Below are 21,500 nucleotides of genomic sequence, written 5' to 3'. Positions count from 1 at the left end.
GAGGACTTCGTCATGACCGAGCAGCCGCCGGCCCGCGTCGCCGGGTACGAGCGCCGGTTCAACACGCTCTTCGCGCAGTACTTCGACACCCTGGGGGCGACCCTGGACACCCCGTCATTCAGCCGTTTCACCCCGGACTGCGTGAACTTGCTGCGCGACCTGTCGCTGCGCGGCGGCAAGCGGATGCGGGTCGTCCTGCTGCACGAGGCCGCCCGCCTGGTGACCGCCGAGCCGGTCGAAGGGCTGGACGCCGCCGCGCTGAGCGTCGAACTGCTCCAGACCCACGGCCTGGTGCACGACGACCTCATCGACGACAGCGCCACCCGCAGGGGCGGCCCCACCACGTACTACGCCTACCGGGAGAAGTTCCCCCGGCATCCCCGCGCCGCGCTCGCCCTCACCGTGCTCGCGGGCGATCTCGCCCTGGCCCTCTCCCTGCGTGTTCTGCTGGAGGCGCGGCTTCCCACCGAGGTGCGCCAGGCCATGGTCGAGGTCCAGACCCGGGCCGCGGCCGACACCTTCGTCGGCCAGATCGTCGATTTGGAACGCGACTTCACCGCCGCACCCCCGGACGACGACGTCCTGCACGCCGTCGCCGACCACAAGTCGGCCCGCTACTCGGTCCTGGCCCCCCTGCGTCTCGGCCTCCTGGCCGCGGGCGAGCGACCGGACGCCCACGAGCCCGGGTTGAGCGACTACGCGCGCCTGCTCGGGATCTGCGGACAGATGCGCGACGACTATCTGGACCTGTTCGGCGACGCGGAGGCGATGGGAAAGCCGACCGGTACCGACATCCGCGAGGGCCGGCACACCTACACCGTGGTCCGGCTGCTGTCCGCCGTGAGCGGCACCGAGCGGGACTTCGTGCACCGGGCCCTCGGCGACCCCGCCTGCACACAGCAGACCATCGCCGAGATCCGGGCGATCGCCGAGCGGGCCGGCGTCGCCGACCGGATGCGCGCCGACATGCGGCAGTACGCCGAACGGGCCCGCCTGGTGGCGGAAAGCTGGCGTCCGCGCTGGCGCGAGGACGCCGTCGCCTTCTTCGAGCGACTGCCGCGATGGAGCGTCGAACGGGCCGCCTGACACCTGTTCCCCACGTCGCTCGTAGGGGTATTCGGGATCTTCCGCCCCTTGCGTCCGGTCATGCTCTGAGCGGACGCGCCGTCGACCGGGCGCATCCGTGATCACGAGGCCCCCGGGAGAGAAGCATGACTGGTTCGACACAACCGCAACCGGACGGGGGCGACCGGGCCGTGCTGCTGGTCGCGGGGCTGGCCGAGCTGGCCGTGAGCACGATCGGCTCGGCGGTGGGCGGGCTGCGCGGGCTCCTCGGCCGTTCGGACACCACCGACCTGCTGCGGGAGGCGGAACAGGACCTGCGGGCGCGGGGCAGGCTGGCCCTGGACCGCTGCGCGCACGTGCCCCCCGCCCACCTGGAGGTGCTCGCCCAGCACGTCAACGCGCGACGGTCCGCCGGCGCCGACGATGCCTGACCCCTGGAACCCGACCGGCTTCAGGGCCCGCATCGACCGCGTCCTGCGGGACTTCCTTGCGGAGGAGGCCCGCCGGCTCGTCGCGGTCGACGAGGCCCTCGCGCCCGTGGCCCGGCAAGTGCGGAGCTCGGCCGACCACGGAAAACGGCTGCGAGCGGCCTTCTGCTACTGGGGCTGGCGGGCCGCCGGACAGCCCGAGAGCGAAGCCCTGGTGCGGGCGGCCGCCTCCATGGAACTGGTGCACGCCGCCGCGATCGTTCACGACGACCTCATCGACGACAGCGCTCTGCGCCACGGCCTGCCCACCGCCCACGTGGCCCTGGAGGCCGTACTCGACCGGGACGGCCGTCCCGTGGCACGGGCCGCGGCGCGATCCCTGGCCATGCTGGTGGGCGACCACCTGATGGTCCTCGCGGGCCGCCTGTTCACCAGCAGCGGCCTGCCGGCCGCCTACCTGGCCCGCGCCCGGGACCTGTGGGCCGCCCTCGCCCGGGAACTCATCGCCGGAGAGTGCCTGGAGCTCCTGCACACCGGCGGACCACCGGACACCGAGACGTCCCTGAAGGTCGTCCGCTACAAGACCGCCAAGTACACCGTCGAGCATCCCCTGCTCATCGGTGGCCTGCTCGCGGGCGCCGCCCCCGCACTGCGGGACACCTACCGGGCCTACGGCCTGCCGCTCGGCGAAGCCTTCCAGCTGCGCGACGACCTGCTCGGCCTGTTCGGGGACCCGGAACGCACCGGGAAGGCGGCCCTGGACGACCTGCGCGCCCGGCGGCCCACCGCATTGCTCGCGGAGACCTGGAAGGCCGCCGACGCTGCCCAACGCGACCGGCTGCGACGCCTGCTGGACCGTGACGACCTGGACTCGGACCGCCTGCGGGACGTACGTCGGCTCATGGTGGAGCTGAAGGCGCCACAGCGGGTCGAGCAGATGATCGCGACCCGCGTGGAGAGGGCCGTCCGCGCCCTGGACGCCGCCGGGACGCCACCGCACGCGCGTCGGGCGCTGCGCGAACTCGCCCTGCAGGCCACCGACCGTACGTACTGAAGAGGAGACCGGGATGACCCACACCGAGCAGTCGATGGACGCCCTGCGCCGCAGCGGTGACGAACTGGCCGACGCGGTCGTCGCCACCCTGTTCGAGCGCGGCGAGGTCGGCACCTTCAACTCCCTGATGCGTTACGTCTCCACCGCCGGCCAGGAACTCCCGGACGGCCTCCCCGGCGTCGCCCGGGAGTACCTCAGGGTGACCGGTACCCCGCCGGCCTGGGTGGACTGGGACGAGATGGAGCGGGCCCGCCTGTTCTTCATCGACAACAACGTGCACATCTCCACCGCGTTGTCGTTCGCCTCCATGCCCGCCTGCTACGTCGTTCCGCACGTGGCCCGGCTGTTGTCGGCGACCCACGGTCTGAACTACCCCTCCAAACGCATGGCGGAGACCGGTCAGTTCACCGTCTACCTCATGCAGCCCGACGCGTTCGAGGCCGGCGGACGCTTCATCCCGGCCGCCCAGAAGGTACGCCTGCTGCACGCCGCCATCCGCCACCACCTGAAGCGGGAGGACCGCTGGGACACCGACACCCTCGGCGTACCGATCTGCCAGGAGGACATGATCGGCGGGCAGATGTTCTTCTCGCTGCTCGTCCTGGACAGCCTGCACCGGCTCGGCATCCACATGTCCGCCGAGGGCGCGGACGCCTACTACTACGCCTGGCGCGTCGTCGGTGCCGTCCTCGGCGTCGACCAGACGGCCGTCCCCGCCACGATCGACGAGGCACGCCGGTTTCTCGACCTGTACATGCTCCGCCACATGGGCCCCTCAGAGGAGGGCGTCCACCTGACGCGGCAACTGATCGACCTGTATGAGGAAGTCGTCCCCGGCACCCTTTGCGACCCGGTCGTCTCCGCGCTGATCCGCTACCTCGTCGGCGACACGTGCGCCGACTGGCTGGAGGTGCCCCGCACCGCCTGGGACACCGTGGTCAAGACCGCCCCGCACCTCCTCGGCGTCCTGGAGACGATCGAGGACCGCTCACCGCTGGGCGCATGGGCCCTGGACCGGCTCGGTCACCTCACCACGGCCCTCGAACTCTCCTCACTCACCCGCGGACGCGTCATGCACTACGCCATCCCCGAGCAGCTGAGACAGGAATACGGCGTCGCCGGCACCGCAGCCCGCACCCGCCGCTGGACACCGCCGCCCGCGACCGTGTCCTGAGCCACCGCACATCCCCGTCCGCCGCCCCGGCCGATTGTCAGTGGCACCTTCTACGGTTCTGTCAGTGGAACCCGCGGAACACGCCGCGGGACCGACCGGGGAGAGGTCTGCCATGTCGAGGACGTACCTGGAGCTGTCGCAGGACGGCGGGGGCGCGCACAAGTTCTACGAAGTCACCGTCCAGGGACAGGTCGTGTCGGTGCGCTACGGCCGGATCGGCGCCGCCGGGCAGACCCAGACGTCCACCTTCCCCACCGCCCAGAAGGCCGAGGCCGCCGCGGCGAAGAAGATAGGCGAGAAGATCCGCAAGGGCTACGAGCCGGCCGTGCAGGGACAGCGCGCGCCCCGCGCGGTCACCCGCCGGCAGGTGGCCTCCGCACCCTCCACGGCCCGCGCGGTCGCCCCGGTCCTGTGGCGGTTCCGCACCGGCTCCGCGGCGTTCGGCATCCACATCGACGAGGACAAGTGCTGGGTGGGCAACCAGGCGGGTGACGTCTACACCCTCGCCCACGGCGGCGAGGTCCTCGCGCGCTACCAGCTGCCGGACGGCGTCAAGTGCCTGGTGGCCGACGACTTCTGGATCTACGCCGGCTGCGACGACGGCCGGGTCTACGACCTGTCGTCCAAACTGCCCTTCGCCGCCTACGACATCGCCGCCGACGTGGACATCTTCTGGCTCGACATCCACGAGGGCGTGCTGAACGTCGCGGACCGCGCCGGCCGGCTCACCGTCATCGACCACGAGGACGAGCACCAGTGGTCGCGCGGCGGGCGCGGTGAGCACGCCTGGATGGTGCGCGCCGACGACCGCGCCGTCTACCACGGGCACACCCGCGGCGTGACGGCCCACGCACCCGACGGCGGCACCGAGTTGTGGCACACCCCCACCCAGGGGGCCGTCCTCTTCGGCTGGCAGGAGGACGACGCGGTGTACGCGGGCACGGCGCGCCACACCGTCCAGCGCCTGTCCAAGGCGACCGGCGTCATCGAGGCGACCTACCACTGCGACAGCCCGGTCTACTCCTGCGCCACCTCACCCGGCGGCCGGTTCGTCTTCGCCGGGGACTCCGCGTCCTCGGTGTACTGCTTCGACCGGGACGGCACCCGCCTGTGGAAGCTCGGCACGGGCGGCGGCTCCGCCCTGTCCATGCAGTACCGCGACGAGCGGCTCTTCCTCGTCACCACGGACGGCTCCCTGGTGTGCGTGGACGCGAGCGAGACGGCGGTCGCGGCCGCGCAGCAGGGCTCGGTTCCCGTCGCCCGCGACGTCAAGCTCGCCGCCACCCTGCCGACGTACGCGCCGGCCACCGCGGCCGCCTCCGTGGCGACCGTGACCGCGGCGCCCGCGGGCTCGGTGGTGGTCGAGTGCGTCCAGGAGAACGGCCGTACCCGTATCCACGTGGTGTCGGAGGGGTACGACCACTCGTGGAACGTCCAGTTCCCGAGGGCGATCAGGGAACCGGGCGCGCGGTACGTGGTCGACGCCCTGCACGCCGCGTCGGGCGGCTTCTACCGGGTGCGCGGGGACATCAGGCGCCTCCAGTGACGGGGAGGGGCGTCAGGCGATGGAGGCGGCTATGACGGCGGAGACCGCCAGGTTGCACGACGCCGTCACCCACACGGCCGGGTGCGGCTCCGGCTCGACCAGCGTCGCGCCCAGCCGCCCCGGGGTGATCAGGTCGACCACCAGGAAGGCCACGGCCATCATCACGAGCCCCAGCAGCCCGAACACGGCCGTGGACACCAGGCCCTTGCCGAAGTCCTCGTACGTCGTCCATATGGAGGTGAAGACGATGCCGCCGATGCCGAGCAGCGCGGAGCTGAGCACCAGGGCGGCGTTGCGGTTGCGCTGCTCCCAGATCTGCCGGCCGAGCTTTCCGGGCGTCAGCAGGTCCACGAGGACGATGCCGAGGACCAGGAGGACCAGCCCCAGGCCGCCGTAGGCGGCGGCCCGGCCGAGTCCGTTGACGATGTCGGTCATGGCGTTGCCGGCTCCGTAGCGTGAGAGATCGCGCGCGTCAGGGATCGCGAATGATCGTGGTCAAGGCGCTGCAAAATGTAGCGCACCCGCCATGTCGCTCAAGAGGCGGTCCGCAGCGCGCGGTTGCGCCGCACGGACGACCAGAACGACGCACCGATCAGGACGACGCCGACGAGGCCGGTGACGATCTCGTTGATCTGGTACTGGATGGTGACCAGCAGGATCAGCGACAGCGCGCCGATCGCGTAGTGGGCGCCGTGCTCCAGGTAGACGTAGTCGTCGAGGGTTCCCTGGCGGACCAGATAGACGGTCAGGGACCGCACGTACATGGCGCCGATGCCGAGGCCGAGGGCCATCAGGACGATGTCGTTGGTGATGGCGAAGGCGCCGATGACCCCGTCGAAGGAGAAGGAGGCGTCCAGGACCTCCAGGTAGAGGAACATGAAGAAGGCCGCCTTGCCCGCCAGCTGGACGGGGGACCCGCGCCTCCCCGCCCGTTCCGCCTTGTCCTCCGCCTCCTGTTCGCGCTCCTCCTCCTGCTCCAGCCGTTGCTCGAAGAAGCCGGAGAGGCCACCGACGACCATGTAGGTGATGAGGCCGGCGACGCCCGCGAGCAGGACGGTCTCGGCCTTGTCGGCGTGTGTGCCCCCGTGCTGGTGGGCGTGGGCGCCGAAGGTGGTCGCCGAGATCAGCAGCACGATCAGGGCGATGCAGACCGACAGCATGTCGATGCTGCCGAGCCTGGCCAGCGGACGTTCCAGCCACCCCAGCCACTTGATCTCCCGGTCCTCGAAGACGAAGTCCAGGAAGATCATCAGAAGGAACATGCCGCCGAAGGCGGCGATCGACGGATGGGCGTCCGTCACCAGCTCCTGATAGCGGTCCTTGTCGGTGAGCGCCAGGTGCACCGCGTTCCACGGACTCAGCCGGGCGCTGACCGCCACGATCACCACGGGGAAGACCAGCCGCATCCCGAAGACCGCGATCACGATGCCGACGGTGAGGAAGATCTTCTGCCAGAAGGCGTTCATCTTCTTCAGGATCCCGGCGTTGATCACCGCGTTGTCGAAGGACAGCGAGATCTCCAGGACGGAGAGAATCGCCACGATGCCGAGGGCGGTCCAGCCGTCGTAGAACACCCCCGCGGCCAGACCCAGGGCGGTGACCACGAAGGCCCAGCGGAACGTCTTCACAAGCACCGGCAACTCATTCCTGTCGTCGCGCTGATACGGGGCGGCATCCCATGCCAGTGCCCGCCACGCACGTTTACTACCACGTTCGTCCGGCGGCACCCGGACAGGCGTTCCGGAGGACGCCCGACGGCGCCGGCCGTCCAGAGTGGAGTCGCTCGTTTCGTTGAGTCGCTCGTTTCCTTGAGTCGTTCGTCTTCCAGGGAGTAGGTTCGCCCCCATGACGGCATCCCGGCGCTCCCGGAATCCGGCCACCGCCGACGAGCTGCGCCGAGCGGGACTGCGGGTGACCGCCGCCCGCGTCGCGCTGCTCGAGACCGTCCGGGAGGGCGACCACCTCGACGCCGAGGCCCTCACCTCGGGGGTGCGGCGACGGGTGGGGCACGTCTCCCTCCAGGCCGTGTACGACGCGCTGCACGCCCTGACCGCCGCACGGCTCGTGCGCCGTATCGAACCCCCCGGCGGCCCGGCGCGGTTCGAGGGACGGGTCGGTGACAACCACCACCACGTCCTGTGCCGGGCGTGCGGCACCCTCGCGGACGTCGACTGCGCCGTGGGTGACGCGCCGTGCCTGACCGCCTCCGACGACCACGGCTTCGTGATAGACGAGGCCGAGGTGATCTACCGGGGCCTGTGCCCCGACTGCTCCATCCCCGGCAGTTCCCCAGCACCGTGATCCGCCCCGTTCGGAAGGATTCCCATGTCCGAGAACCACGACGCCATCGTGACCGACGCGAAGGCCGAGGAGACGGGCGGCTGCCCGGTCACCCACGGACGCGCCCCGCACCCCACGCAGGGCGGCGGGAACCGTCAGTGGTGGCCGGAGCGGCTCAACCTGAAAATCCTCGCCAAGAACCCCGCCGTCGCCAACCCGCTGGGTGAGGAGTTCGACTACGCGGCCGCCTTCAACGCCCTCGACCTGCCGGCCGTGAAACGGGACATCGCCGAGGTGCTGACCACCTCGCAGGACTGGTGGCCGGCCGACTTCGGCAACTACGGCCCGCTGATGATCCGGATGGCCTGGCACAGTGCGGGCACCTACCGCATCAGCGACGGCCGCGGCGGCGCGGGCGCCGGCCAGCAGCGCTTCGCCCCGCTCAACAGCTGGCCGGACAACGGCAACCTCGACAAGGCCCGCCGCCTGCTGTGGCCGGTCAAGAAGAAGTACGGCCGGAACCTCTCCTGGGCCGACCTGCTGATCCTCACCGGCAACGTCGCACTGGAGACGATGGGCTTCGAGACCTTCGGCTTCGCCGGCGGCCGCGCCGACGTCTGGGAGGCCGAGGAGGACGTCTACTGGGGCCCCGAGACCACCTGGCTCGACGACCGGCGCTACACCGGGGACCGCGAGCTGGAAAACCCGCTCGGCGCCGTCCAGATGGGCCTGATCTACGTCAACCCGGAGGGCCCCAACGGCAACCCGGACCCGCTCGCCGCCGCCCGCGACATCCGTGAGACCTTCCGCCGCATGGCGATGAACGACGAGGAGACCGTCGCGCTCATCGCCGGCGGCCACACCTTCGGCAAGACCCACGGCGCCGGCCCCGCCGACGCCGTCGGCGCCGACCCCGAGGCCGCTCCCATGGAGCAGATGGGCCTGGGCTGGAAGTCCACCCACGGCACGGGCAGGGGCGGCGACGCCATCACCTCCGGGCTCGAGGTGACCTGGACCAGCACGCCGACCCGGTGGGGCAACGGCTTCTTCAAGAACCTCTTCGAATTCGAGTACGAGCTGGAGCAGAGCCCGGCCGGGGCCCACCAGTGGGTGGCCAAGGACGCCTCGGAGATCATCCCCGACGCGCACGACCCGGCCAAGAAGCACCGCCCCCGGATGCTCACCACCGACCTGTCGCTGCGTCTCGACCCGATCTACGGGCCGATCTCCCGCCGGTTCTACGAGAACCCGGAGGAGTTCGCGGACGCCTTCGCCCGCGCCTGGTTCAAGCTGACCCACCGTGACATGGGCCCCAAGTCGCTGTACCTCGGCCCGGAGGTGCCCGAGGAGACCCTCATCTGGCAGGACCCGCTGCCCGAGCCCGAGGGCGAGGCCATCGACGCCGAGGACGTCGCCATCCTCAAGACCAAGCTCCTGGAGTCCGGCCTGTCCGTGGCGCAGCTGGTGTCCACCGCCTGGGCCTCCGCGTCCACCTTCCGCGGCAGCGACAAGCGCGGCGGGGCCGACGGCGCCCGCATCCGCCTCGAGCCGCAGCGCGGCTGGGAGGTCAACGAGCCCGACGAGCTGGCCCGGGTCCTGCGCGTCCTGGAGGGCGTCCAGCGGGAGTTCAACGCCGGCGCGGGCGCCAAGCACGTCTCCCTGGCCGACCTGATCGTCCTCGGTGGCTCCGCGGCCGTCGAGAAGGCCGCCAAGGAAGCCGGATTCGAGGTGGAGGTCCCCTTCGCCGCGGGACGCGTGGACGCGACGGAGGAGCACACGGATGCCGAGTCCTTCGAGGCGCTCGAGCCGACCGCCGACGGCTTCCGCAACTACCTCGGCAAGGGCAACCGGCTGCCGGCCGAGTTCCTCCTCCTCGACCGGGCCAACCTGCTCACCCTGAGCGCGCCCGAGATGACCGTCCTGGTCGGTGGCCTGCGCGTGCTGGGCGCCAACCACCAGCAGTCCCAGCTCGGCGTGTTCACCCGGACGCCCGGCTCGCTGACCAACGACTTCTTCGTCAACCTGCTCGACCTGGGCATCACGTGGAAGTCGACGTCCGAGGACCAGACCACGTTCGAGGGCCGCGACGCCGCCACGGGCGAGGTCAGGTGGGCCGGCAGCCGTGCCGACCTGGTCTTCGGCTCCAACGCCGAACTGCGGGCGCTCGCCGAGGTCTACGCGAGCGACGACGCCAAGGAGAAGTTCGTGCACGACTTCGTCGCCGCCTGGGTCAAGGTCATGAACCTCGACCGCTTCGACCTGGCCTGATCCGCCCCGCCCTCCCAGTCCCACGGCCGCCGTACCGGCCGGTGCCGGAACAGCCGGCACCGGCCGGTCCGGGGCCCCGGCGGTTCTTGCGCGAGGAAAACCGGTGGTCACGGGCAGCGCGCCGTGCTGGGATGGCCCGATGCTCAGTGACGCACCGGTGGCCGTGGACCGGGGGCGGTACCAGGACACCGTCACCCCGTGGGAGGAACCGGCCTGGCGCGCCGAGGTCCTGGACTGGGTCAGGTCCGGGCTCACCGCCCGCGGTCTGCGGCCGACGGGACAGCGGCGGGTGCGGCTGCGGCCGTGGTCCGTCCTGCTGCGGCTGTCCGTCGAGGAGGGCGACGCGGTCTGGTTCAAGGCGAACCCGCCGGGCAGCGCCTTCGAGGGCGCGCTGACCGCGGCCCTGGCCCGCTGGGTCCCCGGGCACGTACTGGAGCCGCTGGCGGTGGACACCGACCGGGGCTGGTCGCTTCTGCCCGACGGCGGACCGCTGTTCCGCGAGGTCCTCGCACGGGAGACGGTCACCCCCGGCGCGTGGGAAGAACTCGTGCGCCAGTACGCGGCCGTGCAACACGCCCTGACCGCGCGGGCGGGAGAGATCGAACGCCTGGGCGTCCCGGCCGTGCCCGTGGGCGCGCTGCCCGGCGTCCTCGACCGGCTCGACGACACCCCGCTGCCGCACCGGGACCGGGTCGCGCTGCGGGACCTGCGCCCCCGCCTGCTGGACTGGTGCGCGGAACTCGACGCCCTGGGCGTTCCCGACTCCCTCGACCACGCCGACCTGCACGAGGGGCAGTCGTTCCGTCCCGCACCCGGCAGGTTCACCTTCTTCGACTGGGGCGACGCCGTCGTCGCCCACCCCTTCGCGGGCCTCGTCGTCCCCGCCCGCCGGGCCGTCGAACACCAGGGTCCGCACGTGCTGCCGCGCCTGCGCGACGCCTACCTCGAACCCTGGACGGACACCGGCCGTACGGCGGCGCAGCTGCGGCGCGCGGCGAGCCTCGCCTGGCGGCTCAGCGCCCTGAACCGCGCCGCCGCGTACGGCCGGCTCTTCCCCACCGCGGCCGGTGCCGCCGGTGCCACGACGGCCGCTGAGGGGGCGCGCTGTCTGCTGGAACTGCTGGACGAGCCACCGTTCTAACAGGGGCTCGGCCCCCGTCGCACGGGCCGTTGTCAGTGGTGGATGCGACGCTTCACGCATGGATGAGGTGGAGTTCATGCGCGGCAGGGTCTACGGCGCCGACCACGACAACCCCGGACCGCGCGCCGGCCGCGTGTACGCGCATCTGGTGGGCGGCCCCCTGGACGGCCTGCTGCTGGACGTCACGGACCTCACGGAACGGGAGCGCGACCGCGGGGTCGCGCTGGCGACGGAGATAGGCCGCTACGGCCCCGGCGGCCGCGCGTCCTACATCCCGAGGCCGGGCGACGCGCGCCGCTTCGACTGGCGGGGTGACGTGCCGTGATCCGGCCCTCGTCCCGTCCCGGCGGCCGGCCGCGCCCGGACCCGGCGCCGCGCCCCGGCGACGGCGCTCACCAATCCGTGTGCCGTGCGGCCCCGGATTACCGACGTGAGTGACGAAGACACGACCCCACGCAAAGCGCCGGCCCGGACCTGGATGCGCCTCGGGACGGGTGCGCTGAGCGGTCTCCTGGCGGGCGGCGCCGCGCTGGCCGTCGCCGAGCTGGTGGCGGCGGCCGTACGCCCGCAGGCCGGGCCGGTCGTCGCGGTCGGCGGAGCCGCCGTCGACCGTACGCCGACCGCCGTGAAGGACTGGGCCATCCGCACGTTCGGCACCAACGACAAGCTCGTGCTCCAGCTCGGCATCCTCGCCGTGCTGACCCTGTTCGCCCTGGCCCTCGGCGCGTTCGCCGTCCGCCACCGGCGCACCGGCGCCGCGGGCGTCCTCGTCTTCGGAGCCGTCGGCGCAGCGGCGGCCCTCGGCAGGCCCGACTCCGCCGGTGTCACGGACGCCTTCCCCTCCGTTCTGGGGGCGATCGCCGGCGCGGTGCTCCTGTACGTCCTCGTCGGCCTTCTCCCGGCACCGCGCCGGACGGATCCGGGGAAGCGGGGCGAGGGCTGGGACCGGCGCCGTTTCGTCCTCGCGGCGACCGCCGCGGCCGCGGCCTCGGCGGGGACCGGAGTCCTGGGCCGGGCCCTGAGCGGCGCGGGCGGCCGGGAGGCGGTCGCCTCCCGCGAGAACGTCACCCTTCCGCCGCCCGGCTCCCCGGCCCCGGCGGTGCCCCGGCGGGCGCAGGTCCGGGCGGAGGGGGTCAGTCCCTTCATCACTCCCAACGGCGACTTCTACCGGGTCGACACCGCTCTGGTGGTCCCCAAGGTGGACGCCACCACCTGGCGGCTGCGCGTCCACGGCGACGGGGTCGTCCGGGAGAAGACGCTGACCTTCGACGACCTTCTGCGGCGGGAGCTGATCGAGCGGGACATCACCCTCACCTGCGTGTCCAACGAGGTGGGCGGCCCGTACGTCGGCAACGCCCGGTGGATCGGCGTCCGGCTCGCCGACCTGCTGGAGGAGTGCGGCGTCCGGCCGCCGTCGAAGGGCGGCCCGGCGGATCAGCTCGTGGCCCGCTCCGTGGACGGCATGACCATCGGCAGCCCGGTCGAGGAGGTCATGGACGGCCGCGACGCCATGCTCGCCGTCGGCATGAACGGCGAGCCCCTGCCCTTCGACCACGGATTCCCCGTCCGCATGCTCGTGCCCGGCCTGTACGGCTACGTCTCCGCGTGCAAGTGGATCGAGGACGTCGAGCTGACCACGTTCGACGCCTACGACGCGTACTGGGTCGAGCGCGATTGGGCCCGCGAGGCACCGATCAAGACCCAGTCCCGGATCGACACCCCGAAACCGTTCGCCCGGCCGAAGGCGGGCACGGTGATGGTCGCAGGAGTCGCCTGGGCCCAGCACCGCGGCATCGGCAAGGTGGAGATCCGCGTCGACGACGGACCCTGGCAGGAGGCCACCCTCGCGGCCGAGGACTCGCGCGACACCTGGCGGCAGTGGTCGTACGCCTGGCAGGCCACCAAGGGCGGCCACACCCTCACCGTGCGGGCCACCGACCGCACCGGCGAGGTGCAGACCGACAAGCGCACCCGCACCGTGCCCGACGGCGCGAGCGGCCGGCACTCCGTGGTGGTGACGGTCGACGGATGACCCCGGCGGGCGCCGCCGCCGGGTCGGGACCCGCCCGGTCCGCCCGGCCCGCCCGGACACGGCAAGCGTTTTCTGTCCCGTGGCTTGACGTGTACGCGGCGGCGCCAGTTTCATGGTGCTGTCTGTGGGAGCGCTCCCACAGTGTTCGCCGTCCGTGTCCGCACTATCCGCCCTGGAGTCGCCGTGCGCACAGCAAGACGCGATACACCCGTACCGAAGACGCTCTCCGCCCGCCTGTTGACCGGACTGGCCACCCTGATCGGGCTGGTCGTCGTCGGGGCACTCTTCCCGGGAGCGGCCCTGGCGCAGTCATCCGGCACCCGGGCGTCCGGCGTCCCGTCGGCGGGCGCGCAGGCGGTCGGCCTGCACATCAGTGACGGCCGGCTCATCGAGGGCAACGGCAACGACTTCGTCATGCGCGGGGTCAACCACGCCCACACCTGGTACCCCGGCGAGACGCAGTCGCTCGCGGACGTCAAGGCGCTGGGCGCCAACAGTGTCCGGGTCGTCCTCTCCGACGGGCACCGCTGGAGCGAGAACGGTCCGGAGGACGTCGCCGCCGTCATCGAGCAGTGCAAGGCCAACCGGCTGATCTGCGTCCTGGAGGTGCACGACACCACCGGATACGGCGAGGACGCCGCGGCCGGCACCCTCGACCACGCCGCCGACTACTGGATCGGCCTCAAGGACGTGCTGGCCGGCCAGGAGGACTACGTCGTCGTCAACATCGGCAACGAGCCCTGGGGCAACACCGACCCCGCCGGCTGGACCGAGCCGACCACGGCGGCCGTCGAGAAGCTGCGCGCCGCCGGACTCCGGCACACGATCATGGTGGACGCCCCCAACTGGGGCCAGGACTGGCAGGGCGTCATGCGCGCCAACGCGCGGACCGTCTACGACGCCGACCCCACCGGCAACCTCGTCTTCTCCATCCACATGTACAGCGTCTTCGACACCGCCCAGGAGATCACCGACTACCTGAACGCCTTCGTCGACGCGAAACTGCCCATCCTCATCGGCGAGTTCGGCGGCCCCGCCGACCAGTACGGCGACCCGGACGAGGACACCATGATGGCCACCGCCGAGCAGCTCGGCCTCGGCTACCTCGCCTGGTCGTGGAGCGGCAACACCGACCCGGTCCTCGACCTGGCGCTCGACTTCGACCCGGACAGGCTCAGCGACTGGGGCGAACGCATCTTCCACGGCGTCAACGGCATCGCCCAGACCTCGAAGGAGGCCACCGTCTACGGCGGCGACACCCCCGGCGACACCCGGGCCCCGACGGCACCCGGCACCCCGGCCGCCACCGCGGTCACGGACACCTCCGTCACCCTCGGCTGGACCGCCGCCACCGACGACACCGCGGTCACCGGCTACGACGTCGTCCGCGTCGGCGACGGCACCGAGACCACGGTCGCCTCCTCGACCGGCACCACCGCCACCGTGACCGGGCTCGCCGCCGGCACCACGTACACCTTCGCGGTCTACGCCCGCGACGCGGCGGGCAACCGGTCCGCCCGCTCCGCCGCCGTGGAGGTCACCACCGACGAGGGCGGCGGCACCCCGGACGCCTCCTGCTCCGTCGGGTACCGCGTCGTGGGCGAGTGGCCCGGCGGCTTCCAGGGCGAGATCGCCGTCCGGAACACCGGAAGCGCCGCCGTCGGTCCCTGGACGCTCGCCTTCTCCTTCGCGGACGGCCAGAGCATCACGAACATGTGGGGAGGCACCGCCACCCAGGACGCGGGCGCGGTCAGCGTCGCCCCGGCCCCCTACACCTCCACCATCCCGGCCGGCGGCACGGTCACCCTCGGCTTCACGGCGCGGAAGGGCGACACCAACACCGCCCCGGCCGCGTTCACTCTCGACGGGGCCTCCTGCGTCACCGCATGACCCGGGGCGAGGAGAGCAGGGCGAGGGTGAGGAACGTCACCAGGACACCTCACGGACGTCGGCCCGGCTCTGCGGCTGCGTCGTCGCGGTGATCTCCGAACGGTGACGGCTCGCCGCGAACGTCACCTTCAGCGTCTGCGGCGAGCTCTGCTCCGTGCTCACCGTGAAGCCCTGGTCCGGCACCGCCGAGATCAGGCAGACCCCGCCGCCGCCGAACCGCACGGTCGCCTTGCCGCCCTCGGACGGCACCGTGTAGACGCCCGCACCGCCCTCCTCGCACCCCGGGTCGCCGTCCCCGCTCCCGGGAGACCGCGGGGGAGTGGTGCGGGCGCTCGGCGTCGGCGTGGGGGTCGGCGCAGGCCCGGGCGGCTCCTCGCTGGTACGGGACGGCGTCGGGCGGGGTGCCCGGCTGGTGGGCGACGGGCTGGGAGTGGCCGTCACCGTTTTGGACACGGTCGGCCTGGGCGAGGCCGGGAGCTCCTTCGGTGCCGTCTGCGCGACCGGTGCGGTCGGCCGGGTCGAGCCCACCACGAAGTGGATCGTGATGATGACGGCCGTGACACTGGCCGCCGTGCAGGACAGCCAGATGATCAGGTAGCGCAGGAGGCGGGACACGACACCATAGTGACGGACCGGCTAACGTGCCTGCCCATGGCCTCCGTACTTGTCGTCGAGGACGACCCTGTGATCCGGGCCGCGCTGATCGAGGTCCTCACCGGACACGGCTACGCGGTGAAGACCGCACACCAGGGTTTCGAGGCGCTGCGCGACATCACCCAGAGCCCGCCGGACATCGTCGTGCTCGACCTCGGGCTGCCCGACCTCGACGGACTCGACGTGCTCAGGATGATCCGGGGGATATCCCGCGTCCCGGTGCTGGTCGCCACCGCCCGGGACGAGGAGTCCGAGATCATCAGGCTGCTCAACGCCGGGGCCGACGACTACCTGGTCAAGCCGTTCTCCGGCGGTCAGCTCGCGGCCCGGCTCGCCGCCGTGCTGCGCCGTTCCGCGCCCGCCGACCTCCCCGCCGCACGGCCGCCCGTCCTCCGGGTCGCCGACCTCCGCATCGACCCCACCGCGCGCACCGCCCACCTCGACGGCCGGGAACTCGGCCTCACCCGGCGCGAGTTCGACCTGCTCGCCTACCTGGCCGCCAACGCCGACCAGGTCATCTCGAGGCAGCGCATCCTCACCGAGGTGTGGCAGCAGCCGTACGTGGAGGACCAGACGGTCGACGTCCATCTCTCCGCACTCCGCCGCAAAATGGGCGAGAAGCCGCGAAAGCCCCGCTACCTCCACACCGTGCGGGGTATCGGCATCAAGCTGGTCAGCGCGCCATGAGACGAGCCCTCGCCGGGATCGCCCTGGCCGTCACGTCCATGGTGGCCCTGTCGTTCCTCATCCCGCTCGCCCTCCTCGTCCGCGAACAGGCCCGCGACCGGGTCACCACCGCCGCCGAACAGCGCGCCGCGGCCCTCTCGCCGGTGCTCGCCCTCACCACCCGGCGTGCCGACGTCCAGCAGGCCGTCGCGGAACTCGGCTCCTCCGACCAACTGGTCGTACGGCTGCCCGACGGCACCTTCGTCGGGACACCCCACGCGTCCGAGGAGGCGCTCGACCGCGCCGTACGGGGGCGCGAGACCCTCGCCGTCGACACCCCCGACGGCTGGGCCTACCTCCAGCCCGTCGTCCTGCGGGGCGAGCGGGTCGCGGTCGTCGAGGCGTACGTGCCCGCCGCGGACCTCACCCGGGGCGTCGCGGCCTCCTGGGGCGTGATGGCCCTGCTCGCCGTCGGCCTGGTGGGCGGCTCGGTGCTGGTCGCCGACCGGCTCGGCGCCCGCGTGGTCCGGTCCTCCCGGGGCCTGAAGCGGGCCTCGCTCGCCCTCGGCTCCGGCGACCTCGGCGTACGGGTGGAACCGGACGGTCCGCCCGAGCTGCAGGAGGCGGGAGCGGCGTTCAACACCATGGCGGACCGGGTCGTCGACCTGCTCGCCGTCGAACGCGAACTGGTCGCCGACCTCTCGCACCGGCTGCGAACCCCGCTGACCGCCCTCTACCTGGAGGCCGACCGGATGGGCGCGACGCCGAGCGCGCAGCGGGTCACGGAGGCGGCCGGGCAGCTCGAGCGCGAGCTGGACTCGATCATCGCGGCGGCGCGCACGCCCCTGGCGTCGGCGCAGCTCGCCGGGTCCGGGCCGGGCACGGCGAAACCGTGCGACGTCGCCGAGGTGGTCGCCATGCGCCTGGACTTCTGGTCGGTCCTCGCCGCCCAGCAGCAGCGTCCGTTCGAGCGCTCCCTCACCCCGCGGCCGACGCCCGTCGCCTTCCCCGAGGACGACCTCGCCGCCGTCGTCGACGCCCTGATCGGCAACGTCTTCCGGCACACCCCGCAGGGCACCCGCTTCCTCGTGCGCGTGGAACGGCGGGAGAGGCACGTGCACCTCACCGTCGACGACGCCGGGCCCGGGGTGGCGGATCCGGAGGCGGCACTCACCCGGGGCGTCAGCGTCGGCGGTTCCACCGGGCTCGGCCTCGACATCGTGGCCCGGGCTGCCCGTACGGCGGACGGCGAACTGACGATCGCCCGCGCGCCGCTCGGGGGAGCGCGGGTGACCGTGTCGTTCGCGCTGGCGCAAGCGCGTGTACCCGGCGGCGGTACACGCTGAGGAGCCGTGGGCGGCCCCGGCCGACCGGGGTCAGCGGCCGGTGCCGAAGTCCTGCGTCCACCAGGGGCCGCCGTCGCCGAAGTGGACGCCGACGCCCAGCTCCTTGAAGGAGCAGTTGAGTATGTTCGCGCGGTGGCCGGGGCTGTTCATCCAGGAGTCCATCACCGAGGCGGCGTCCGCCTGGCCACGGGCTATGTTCTCGCCCAGCGTCGACCACCGGTAGCCGGCGGCCTCGACGCGGCTCGCCATGGTGGAGCCGTCGGGGCCCGTGTGGGACATCACACCGCTGCTCGCCATGACGTCGCTGTAGTCGTCCGCCGCCCGGGTCAGCCTGTCGTTCGCGGTGACCGGCGAGCAGCCCGCCGCGGCCCGCTCCTCGTTCACCAGCGCCAGGACCTGCGCCTCGGCCCCACCGGTCGCGCCGGAGCCCGAGCCGGACCCGGTGCCCGATCCGCCGCCCGCCCCCGAGCCGCTGCCCCCGCCGGACGCGCCGTTGCCGCCCGACCCGTCGCCGGCGCTCTTCGTGGTGACCTTGACGGGAGCCTTGGAGGCCGGTGCCGGAGCCTTGGCGGCGCTGGTCGTCGGGCTCGCCGTCTTCTCCGGCTTCCTCTCCGGCTCGGCGCTCTCGCTCGGGGAGCCGCTCGCCGTGGCGCTCGGGCTCGCCGACGTGGGCGCGAGCGGCGCCGCTCCGCCCGCCGCGTCCTCGGCGTTCGGTTCCTGGCCGGCGGCGTTCGCGGTGACCCGGTCCGAGGCCCCGCCGTCCTCGCCGTCGGTGACGGCCAGCGTGATCCCGACGCCCGCCGTCAGGGTGACGGCGCCGAGGGCCAGCGCGGTACCCCGGGCCCTGAGTCCGCCGCGGGGACGGGCGTGGGAGCGGGACGGGCGAGCGGCTCGGCGGGAACCCATGCGCAGGACACCTCGGCTTGTCGGTCGGCTGACGGAGTCCCCCTGTACCCGGTGGACGCGAGTGCGCCCACCGGGACTGTGGGGGGTGTTCGAGAGCCTAGGACGGGACCGGCGTGGAAACGGCAGTTCGAAGGTCATCTTCAGAAAGCCTTAAAAGAGCCGCCAAAGTCCGTTGAGGAAGTACGGCACCCCCGCTCGCCCCTTACGCACCCGCCGTCCGCCACCCTCGGTCCACGGCGGGGCGCTTCACAGTGAAAGAAGGACACGGGTGCCCACGGGAGGACCCGGACGTGCCCCCGACGCTCCGCCGTCACCCCCGCCCCGGCGATTGCCGCCCCGGACGGCCGGACAGCCTGTCGGCGTGCAACCGGCAGACGGCCGGACACCACCGGTGCGCCCAGGGGCCGGGTCCTCCCGCCCACCGCTTCCGGGCGCACCGTGCACCGACCGAGGAGGAACCGGACATGCCGTCCACCGCCGACGAACCACAGCTGCTCGACGAAGTACGTGACCTGCTGGCCGCCACGGTCGAGGACCTGACCGTGGAGGAGATCGACCCCGACTCCTCCCTCCAGGACGACCTGGGCGTCGACTCGCTGGCCCGGCTGGAACTGGTGGCCGCCATCGAGGACCGCTGGCAGATCGAGGTGCCCCAGGAGCAGGCGGAACAGCTCACGACGGTGCGGCAGATCGCCGCCCACCTCGCCCAAGCCGTCGCCGCCCCCGCGGGCGGCACCGCGTGAGCCCACGGCACGCGGCCGGTCCGGACCCCGAGGAGCGGGCCGCCGTCGTCACCGGGCTCGGACTGACCACCTCGCTGGGCGGGGACGTACCCACCACCTGGCGGGCCCTGCTGGACGGCGTGTGCGGCGTCGAGCGGGTCGACTTCGGGGAGCCGGACGGGCCCGCGCAGGAGTACCTCGCGGCCCCGGCCGCCGTCGACCCCGGGAGCGTTCTGCCGCCCGCCAAGGCGGCGCACTGCGACCGCGCGGCGCAGTTCGCCCTCGTCGCGGCCCGGGAGGCCGTGCGCGACGCGGGGTTCGCCGACGTGTCGGCCCTCGCGGCGGACGGCGCGCGCGTGGCCGTGGTCGTCGGGGTGGGGCTGGGCGGACTCACCAGCATCCTCGAGCAGAACCGCCGCCTGCGGACGCAGGGTCCCGGACGGGTGAGCCCCCGCGCCATCCCGGTCATGCTGCCCAACCACCCGGCCGCCGAAGTGGGGCTGATGGTCGGCGCCAGGGCCGGAGTGCACGCCCCGGTCAGCGCCTGCGCCTCCGGGGCCGAGGCCCTCGCCCAGGCCCTCGGCATGATCCGGGACGGCCGCGCCGACATCGTGGTCGCCGGCGGCGCCGAGGCGGCACTGCATCCGCTGGCCCTGGCCGGGTTCGCGCGGCTGCGGGCCCTCTCCCGGCGCCACGACGACCCCAAGGGGGCCTCCAGGCCCTTCGACGCCGACCGGGACGGCTTCGTGATGGGGGAGGGTGCCGGCCTGCTCGTGGTCGAGAGCGCCCGGCACGCCGCGGCCCGCGGCGCCCGCGTCCACGGCCGGCTGACCGGCGCCGGCATCACCAACGACAGCCACCACGTGGCCCAGCCGGCACCCGGCGGAACCGGCTGCGCGGCCGCGGTCGACGCCGCGCTGCGCGACGCGGGGCTGGCCCCGGAGCAGGTCCAGCACATCAACGCCCACGCCACCTCGACGCCGCTCGGCGACCTCGGCGAGGCGCAGGCGCTGCACAGCGTCTTCGCCAAGGGAGTGGACGACATCGCGGTCAGCGCCACCAAGGCCGCGTTCGGGCACACCCTCGGTGCCGCCGGAGCCATCGAGGCGGTCCTCACCGTCCTCGCCCTGCGGGACAAGGCCGCACCGCCCGCGTGCACTCTCGAACGGGTGGACCCGGAGATCGGCCTGAACGTCGTCGGCCGCAGCCCCGCGGCACTGCCCTCCGGGCCGCTCGCGGCCATCACCACGAGCATGGGCTTCGGCGGGCACAACGTGGCGCTCGCCTTCGCCTCATGAGGGACGGCCTCCCGGCCCCCGCCGGCGGCACACCGCGCACCGTGCTGATGTGCCCCGGCCAGGGGGCCTACCTCCCCGGCGCCCTGCGCCATCTGGGCGAAGTCCCCTCCGTCGCCCGGGTGCTGCGGACGGTGGACACCCACAGCACCGCACTCGGCGGCCCCCGGGCGTCCGTCGCCGGCCTCCTCACCGACCCCGCGGCACCCGAACCCGGCCGCCTCGTGCGCACCGACCCCCTGGGCTTCGACCTGGCCACCTACGCCGCGGTGGTCGCCTGCGCCACCGTCCTGCTCGACCTCGGCGTACCGCCCGTCCACGCGGTGCTCGGTCACAGCATGGGCGACCTCGCCGCGCTCACCGTGGCCGGCGCCGTCACCCTGGAACAGGGGGTCCGGCTGCTGCACGTCCGCGACCGGCTGCTGCGCGAGGCCGCGCTGCCCGCGGCGGGCCTGCTGGCCACCGACCTCACCGTCGAGCAGGCGGCGGACCTGCTGAGCGCCGAGGACCTGCCGCAGGTGCGCATCGCCGCCAGCAACGCCCCGGGGCAGACCGTCCTGGCCGGTCCCGACGACCAGTTGGCCGCCGTCCGGCGCACCGCCCTGGCGCTCGGCCGCCGCGCCACCCCGCTGACCAGCCGTACCGCCTACCACCATCCGCTGCTCACCGAGGTCCACCAGGCCTTCCGGCGCCTCCTGCGGGCGCAGCCCGTCGCCCCGCCCGCCCTCGCCGTGTACACGGCCACCACGGCGGGGCCCGCCCGTACCCCGGCCCACCTGCGCACCGTGGCGGCCGCCCACCTCACCGAGCCGCTCGCGCTCCCCCGCACGCTGCACGCGATGCGCCGGGCCGGGTTCACCACCTACCTCGACAGCGGCCCCCGGGCCCTGCTGAGCACCCTCGCCAAGGCCGGCCTGCCCGGCTGCACCACCGCCGCCCCCTCCCGCACACCGGCCGGCCTCGACCGCATCCGCCGCCGCCTCGCCACCGCCCTGCCGTGACGAAGGCCCTTGACCCGACGGCGACGGCGCGC

At 73.1% G+C, this 21,500-nt stretch carries 20 protein-coding genes; 16 read left to right on the top strand and 4 right to left on the bottom strand.

Annotated elements, in window-relative coordinates:
* Window positions 1–12: 12 nt before the first annotated feature.
* The 5 genes from NI25_RS01395 to NI25_RS01375 all read left to right on the top strand — a co-directional run bounded on the left by NI25_RS01395 (window position 13) and on the right by NI25_RS01375 (window position 5,267).
* Window positions 13–1,086 (top strand): polyprenyl synthetase family protein, encoded by a 1,074-nt coding sequence (locus NI25_RS01395; RefSeq protein ID WP_061440653.1) that lies wholly within the window; start codon window positions 13–15, stop codon window positions 1,084–1,086.
* A 125-nt stretch (window positions 1,087–1,211) separates the two neighbouring features.
* Window positions 1,212–1,496, top strand: coding sequence for a hypothetical protein (locus NI25_RS01390; protein ID WP_061440652.1), 285 nt, complete (start codon window positions 1,212–1,214; stop codon window positions 1,494–1,496).
* A complete protein-coding gene (locus tag NI25_RS01385; RefSeq protein WP_061440651.1) occupies window positions 1,489–2,547 on the top strand; it encodes a polyprenyl synthetase family protein in 1,059 nt (352 codons plus the stop codon). Before NI25_RS01390 ends, NI25_RS01385 begins: the two co-directional genes overlap by 8 nt.
* Before the next feature lie 13 nt (window positions 2,548–2,560).
* The gene (locus tag NI25_RS01380; protein WP_061440650.1) at window positions 2,561–3,721 is read left to right on the top strand and encodes an oxygenase MpaB family protein; all 1,161 of its coding nucleotides are present in this window, start codon (window positions 2,561–2,563) and stop codon (window positions 3,719–3,721) included.
* A gap of 112 nt (window positions 3,722–3,833) precedes the next feature.
* Complete coding sequence (locus NI25_RS01375) at window positions 3,834–5,267, top strand: WGR domain-containing protein (RefSeq protein WP_061440649.1); 1,434 nt, start codon at window positions 3,834–3,836, stop codon at window positions 5,265–5,267.
* Between the two features lie 12 nt (window positions 5,268–5,279).
* Here the strand turns inward: NI25_RS01375 and NI25_RS01370 are convergent, their stop codons facing one another.
* Together NI25_RS01370 and NI25_RS01365 are read right to left on the bottom strand one after the other, a co-directional pair.
* The gene (locus tag NI25_RS01370) at window positions 5,280–5,702 is read right to left on the bottom strand and encodes a DUF350 domain-containing protein (protein WP_061440648.1); all 423 of its coding nucleotides are present in this window, start codon (window positions 5,700–5,702) and stop codon (window positions 5,280–5,282) included.
* A gap of 98 nt (window positions 5,703–5,800) precedes the next feature.
* Window positions 5,801–6,901, bottom strand: coding sequence for a DUF475 domain-containing protein (locus NI25_RS01365; RefSeq protein WP_061440647.1), 1,101 nt, complete (start codon window positions 6,899–6,901; stop codon window positions 5,801–5,803).
* Window positions 6,902–7,112: 211 nt separating this feature from the next.
* On the opposite strand from NI25_RS01365, the gene NI25_RS01360 reads away from it, so the two are divergent.
* From NI25_RS01360 to NI25_RS01335, 6 genes are all read left to right on the top strand, one after another.
* On the top strand, window positions 7,113–7,568 hold the full coding sequence (locus tag NI25_RS01360; protein ID WP_061440646.1) for a Fur family transcriptional regulator: 456 nt from the start codon (window positions 7,113–7,115) through the stop codon (window positions 7,566–7,568).
* 24 nt (window positions 7,569–7,592) lie between these two features.
* On the top strand, window positions 7,593–9,815 hold the full coding sequence (gene katG, locus NI25_RS01355) for a catalase/peroxidase HPI (RefSeq protein ID WP_061440645.1): 2,223 nt from the start codon (window positions 7,593–7,595) through the stop codon (window positions 9,813–9,815).
* A 139-nt stretch (window positions 9,816–9,954) separates the two neighbouring features.
* Window positions 9,955–10,956: a phosphotransferase gene (locus NI25_RS01350; protein WP_061446691.1), complete on the top strand. Its 1,002-nt coding sequence runs from the start codon at window positions 9,955–9,957 to the stop codon at window positions 10,954–10,956.
* A gap of 58 nt (window positions 10,957–11,014) precedes the next feature.
* Window positions 11,015–11,281, top strand: coding sequence for a hypothetical protein (locus NI25_RS01345; RefSeq protein ID WP_061440644.1), 267 nt, complete (start codon window positions 11,015–11,017; stop codon window positions 11,279–11,281).
* Window positions 11,282–11,386: 105 nt separating this feature from the next.
* Window positions 11,387–12,988, top strand: a complete 1,602-nt coding sequence (locus tag NI25_RS01340) for a molybdopterin-dependent oxidoreductase (protein ID WP_061440643.1) — start codon at window positions 11,387–11,389, stop codon at window positions 12,986–12,988.
* A 183-nt stretch (window positions 12,989–13,171) separates the two neighbouring features.
* A complete protein-coding gene (locus tag NI25_RS01335; protein ID WP_061440642.1) occupies window positions 13,172–14,878 on the top strand; it encodes a cellulase family glycosylhydrolase in 1,707 nt (568 codons plus the stop codon).
* 36 nt (window positions 14,879–14,914) lie between these two features.
* Here NI25_RS01335 and NI25_RS39905 read toward each other — a convergent pair whose 3' ends face one another.
* A complete protein-coding gene (locus NI25_RS39905; RefSeq protein ID WP_233520667.1) occupies window positions 14,915–15,493 on the bottom strand; it encodes a hypothetical protein in 579 nt (192 codons plus the stop codon).
* A 36-nt stretch (window positions 15,494–15,529) separates the two neighbouring features.
* Here NI25_RS39905 and NI25_RS01320 point away from each other — a divergent pair, with 36 nt between their 5' ends.
* A complete protein-coding gene (locus tag NI25_RS01320) occupies window positions 15,530–16,219 on the top strand; it encodes a response regulator transcription factor (protein WP_061440641.1) in 690 nt (229 codons plus the stop codon).
* Window positions 16,216–17,544 carry a sensor histidine kinase gene (locus NI25_RS01315; RefSeq protein ID WP_061440640.1) on the top strand — a complete coding sequence of 443 codons (1,329 nt, stop codon included), beginning with the start codon at window positions 16,216–16,218 and terminating at the stop codon, window positions 17,542–17,544. The genes NI25_RS01320 and NI25_RS01315 overlap by 4 nt, the downstream gene beginning before the upstream one ends.
* Before the next feature lie 30 nt (window positions 17,545–17,574).
* Here the strand turns inward: NI25_RS01315 and NI25_RS01310 are convergent, their stop codons facing one another.
* Window positions 17,575–18,450: a CAP domain-containing protein gene (locus NI25_RS01310; RefSeq protein ID WP_061440639.1), complete on the bottom strand. Its 876-nt coding sequence runs from the start codon at window positions 18,448–18,450 to the stop codon at window positions 17,575–17,577.
* Between the two features lie 464 nt (window positions 18,451–18,914).
* On the opposite strand from NI25_RS01310, the gene NI25_RS01305 reads away from it, so the two are divergent.
* Genes NI25_RS01305 through NI25_RS01295 form a run of 3 tightly spaced genes read left to right on the top strand, consistent with a single transcriptional unit; the run spans window position 18,915 to window position 21,468 of the window.
* Complete coding sequence (locus tag NI25_RS01305; protein WP_061440638.1) at window positions 18,915–19,193, top strand: acyl carrier protein; 279 nt, start codon at window positions 18,915–18,917, stop codon at window positions 19,191–19,193.
* On the top strand, window positions 19,190–20,470 hold the full coding sequence (locus tag NI25_RS01300) for a beta-ketoacyl-[acyl-carrier-protein] synthase family protein (protein ID WP_061440637.1): 1,281 nt from the start codon (window positions 19,190–19,192) through the stop codon (window positions 20,468–20,470). The genes NI25_RS01305 and NI25_RS01300 overlap by 4 nt, the downstream gene beginning before the upstream one ends.
* On the top strand, window positions 20,467–21,468 hold the full coding sequence (locus tag NI25_RS01295; RefSeq protein WP_061440636.1) for an ACP S-malonyltransferase: 1,002 nt from the start codon (window positions 20,467–20,469) through the stop codon (window positions 21,466–21,468). Before NI25_RS01300 ends, NI25_RS01295 begins: the two co-directional genes overlap by 4 nt.
* The last annotated feature ends 32 nt before the right edge of the window (window positions 21,469–21,500 follow it).

Origin of the sequence: Streptomyces sp. CCM_MD2014 (assembly GCF_000772045.1) — a bacterium.
Lineage (GTDB): Bacteria > Actinomycetota > Actinomycetes > Streptomycetales > Streptomycetaceae > Streptomyces > Streptomyces salinarius.
The sequence above is the reverse complement of the archived record's forward strand: the minus strand, read 5'-3'. Positions and strand labels throughout refer to the sequence as shown.

Excerpts from the sequence above, each read along its gene's own strand:
- NI25_RS01315 (WP_061440640.1), top strand. The coding sequence starts at position 16,216 with ATGAGACGAGCCCTCGCCGGGATCGCCCTGGCCGTCACGTCCATGGTG.
- NI25_RS01380 (WP_061440650.1), top strand. The coding sequence starts at position 2,561 with ATGACCCACACCGAGCAGTCGATGGACGCCCTGCGCCGCAGCGGTGAC.
- NI25_RS01375 (WP_061440649.1), top strand. The coding sequence starts at position 3,834 with ATGTCGAGGACGTACCTGGAGCTGTCGCAGGACGGCGGGGGCGCGCAC.
- NI25_RS01390 (WP_061440652.1), top strand. The coding sequence starts at position 1,212 with ATGACTGGTTCGACACAACCGCAACCGGACGGGGGCGACCGGGCCGTG.
- NI25_RS01305 (WP_061440638.1), top strand. The coding sequence starts at position 18,915 with ATGCCGTCCACCGCCGACGAACCACAGCTGCTCGACGAAGTACGTGAC.
- NI25_RS01320 (WP_061440641.1), top strand. The coding sequence starts at position 15,530 with ATGGCCTCCGTACTTGTCGTCGAGGACGACCCTGTGATCCGGGCCGCG.
- NI25_RS01385 (WP_061440651.1), top strand. The coding sequence starts at position 1,489 with ATGCCTGACCCCTGGAACCCGACCGGCTTCAGGGCCCGCATCGACCGC.
- NI25_RS01310 (WP_061440639.1), bottom strand. The coding sequence starts at position 18,450 with ATGGGTTCCCGCCGAGCCGCTCGCCCGTCCCGCTCCCACGCCCGTCCC.
- NI25_RS01295 (WP_061440636.1), top strand. The coding sequence starts at position 20,467 with ATGAGGGACGGCCTCCCGGCCCCCGCCGGCGGCACACCGCGCACCGTG.
- NI25_RS01345 (WP_061440644.1), top strand. The coding sequence starts at position 11,015 with ATGGATGAGGTGGAGTTCATGCGCGGCAGGGTCTACGGCGCCGACCAC.
- katG (WP_061440645.1), top strand. The coding sequence starts at position 7,593 with ATGTCCGAGAACCACGACGCCATCGTGACCGACGCGAAGGCCGAGGAG.
- NI25_RS01395 (WP_061440653.1), top strand. The coding sequence starts at position 13 with ATGACCGAGCAGCCGCCGGCCCGCGTCGCCGGGTACGAGCGCCGGTTC.
- NI25_RS01370 (WP_061440648.1), bottom strand. The coding sequence starts at position 5,702 with ATGACCGACATCGTCAACGGACTCGGCCGGGCCGCCGCCTACGGCGGC.
- NI25_RS01350 (WP_061446691.1), top strand. The coding sequence starts at position 9,955 with ATGCTCAGTGACGCACCGGTGGCCGTGGACCGGGGGCGGTACCAGGAC.
- NI25_RS01360 (WP_061440646.1), top strand. The coding sequence starts at position 7,113 with ATGACGGCATCCCGGCGCTCCCGGAATCCGGCCACCGCCGACGAGCTG.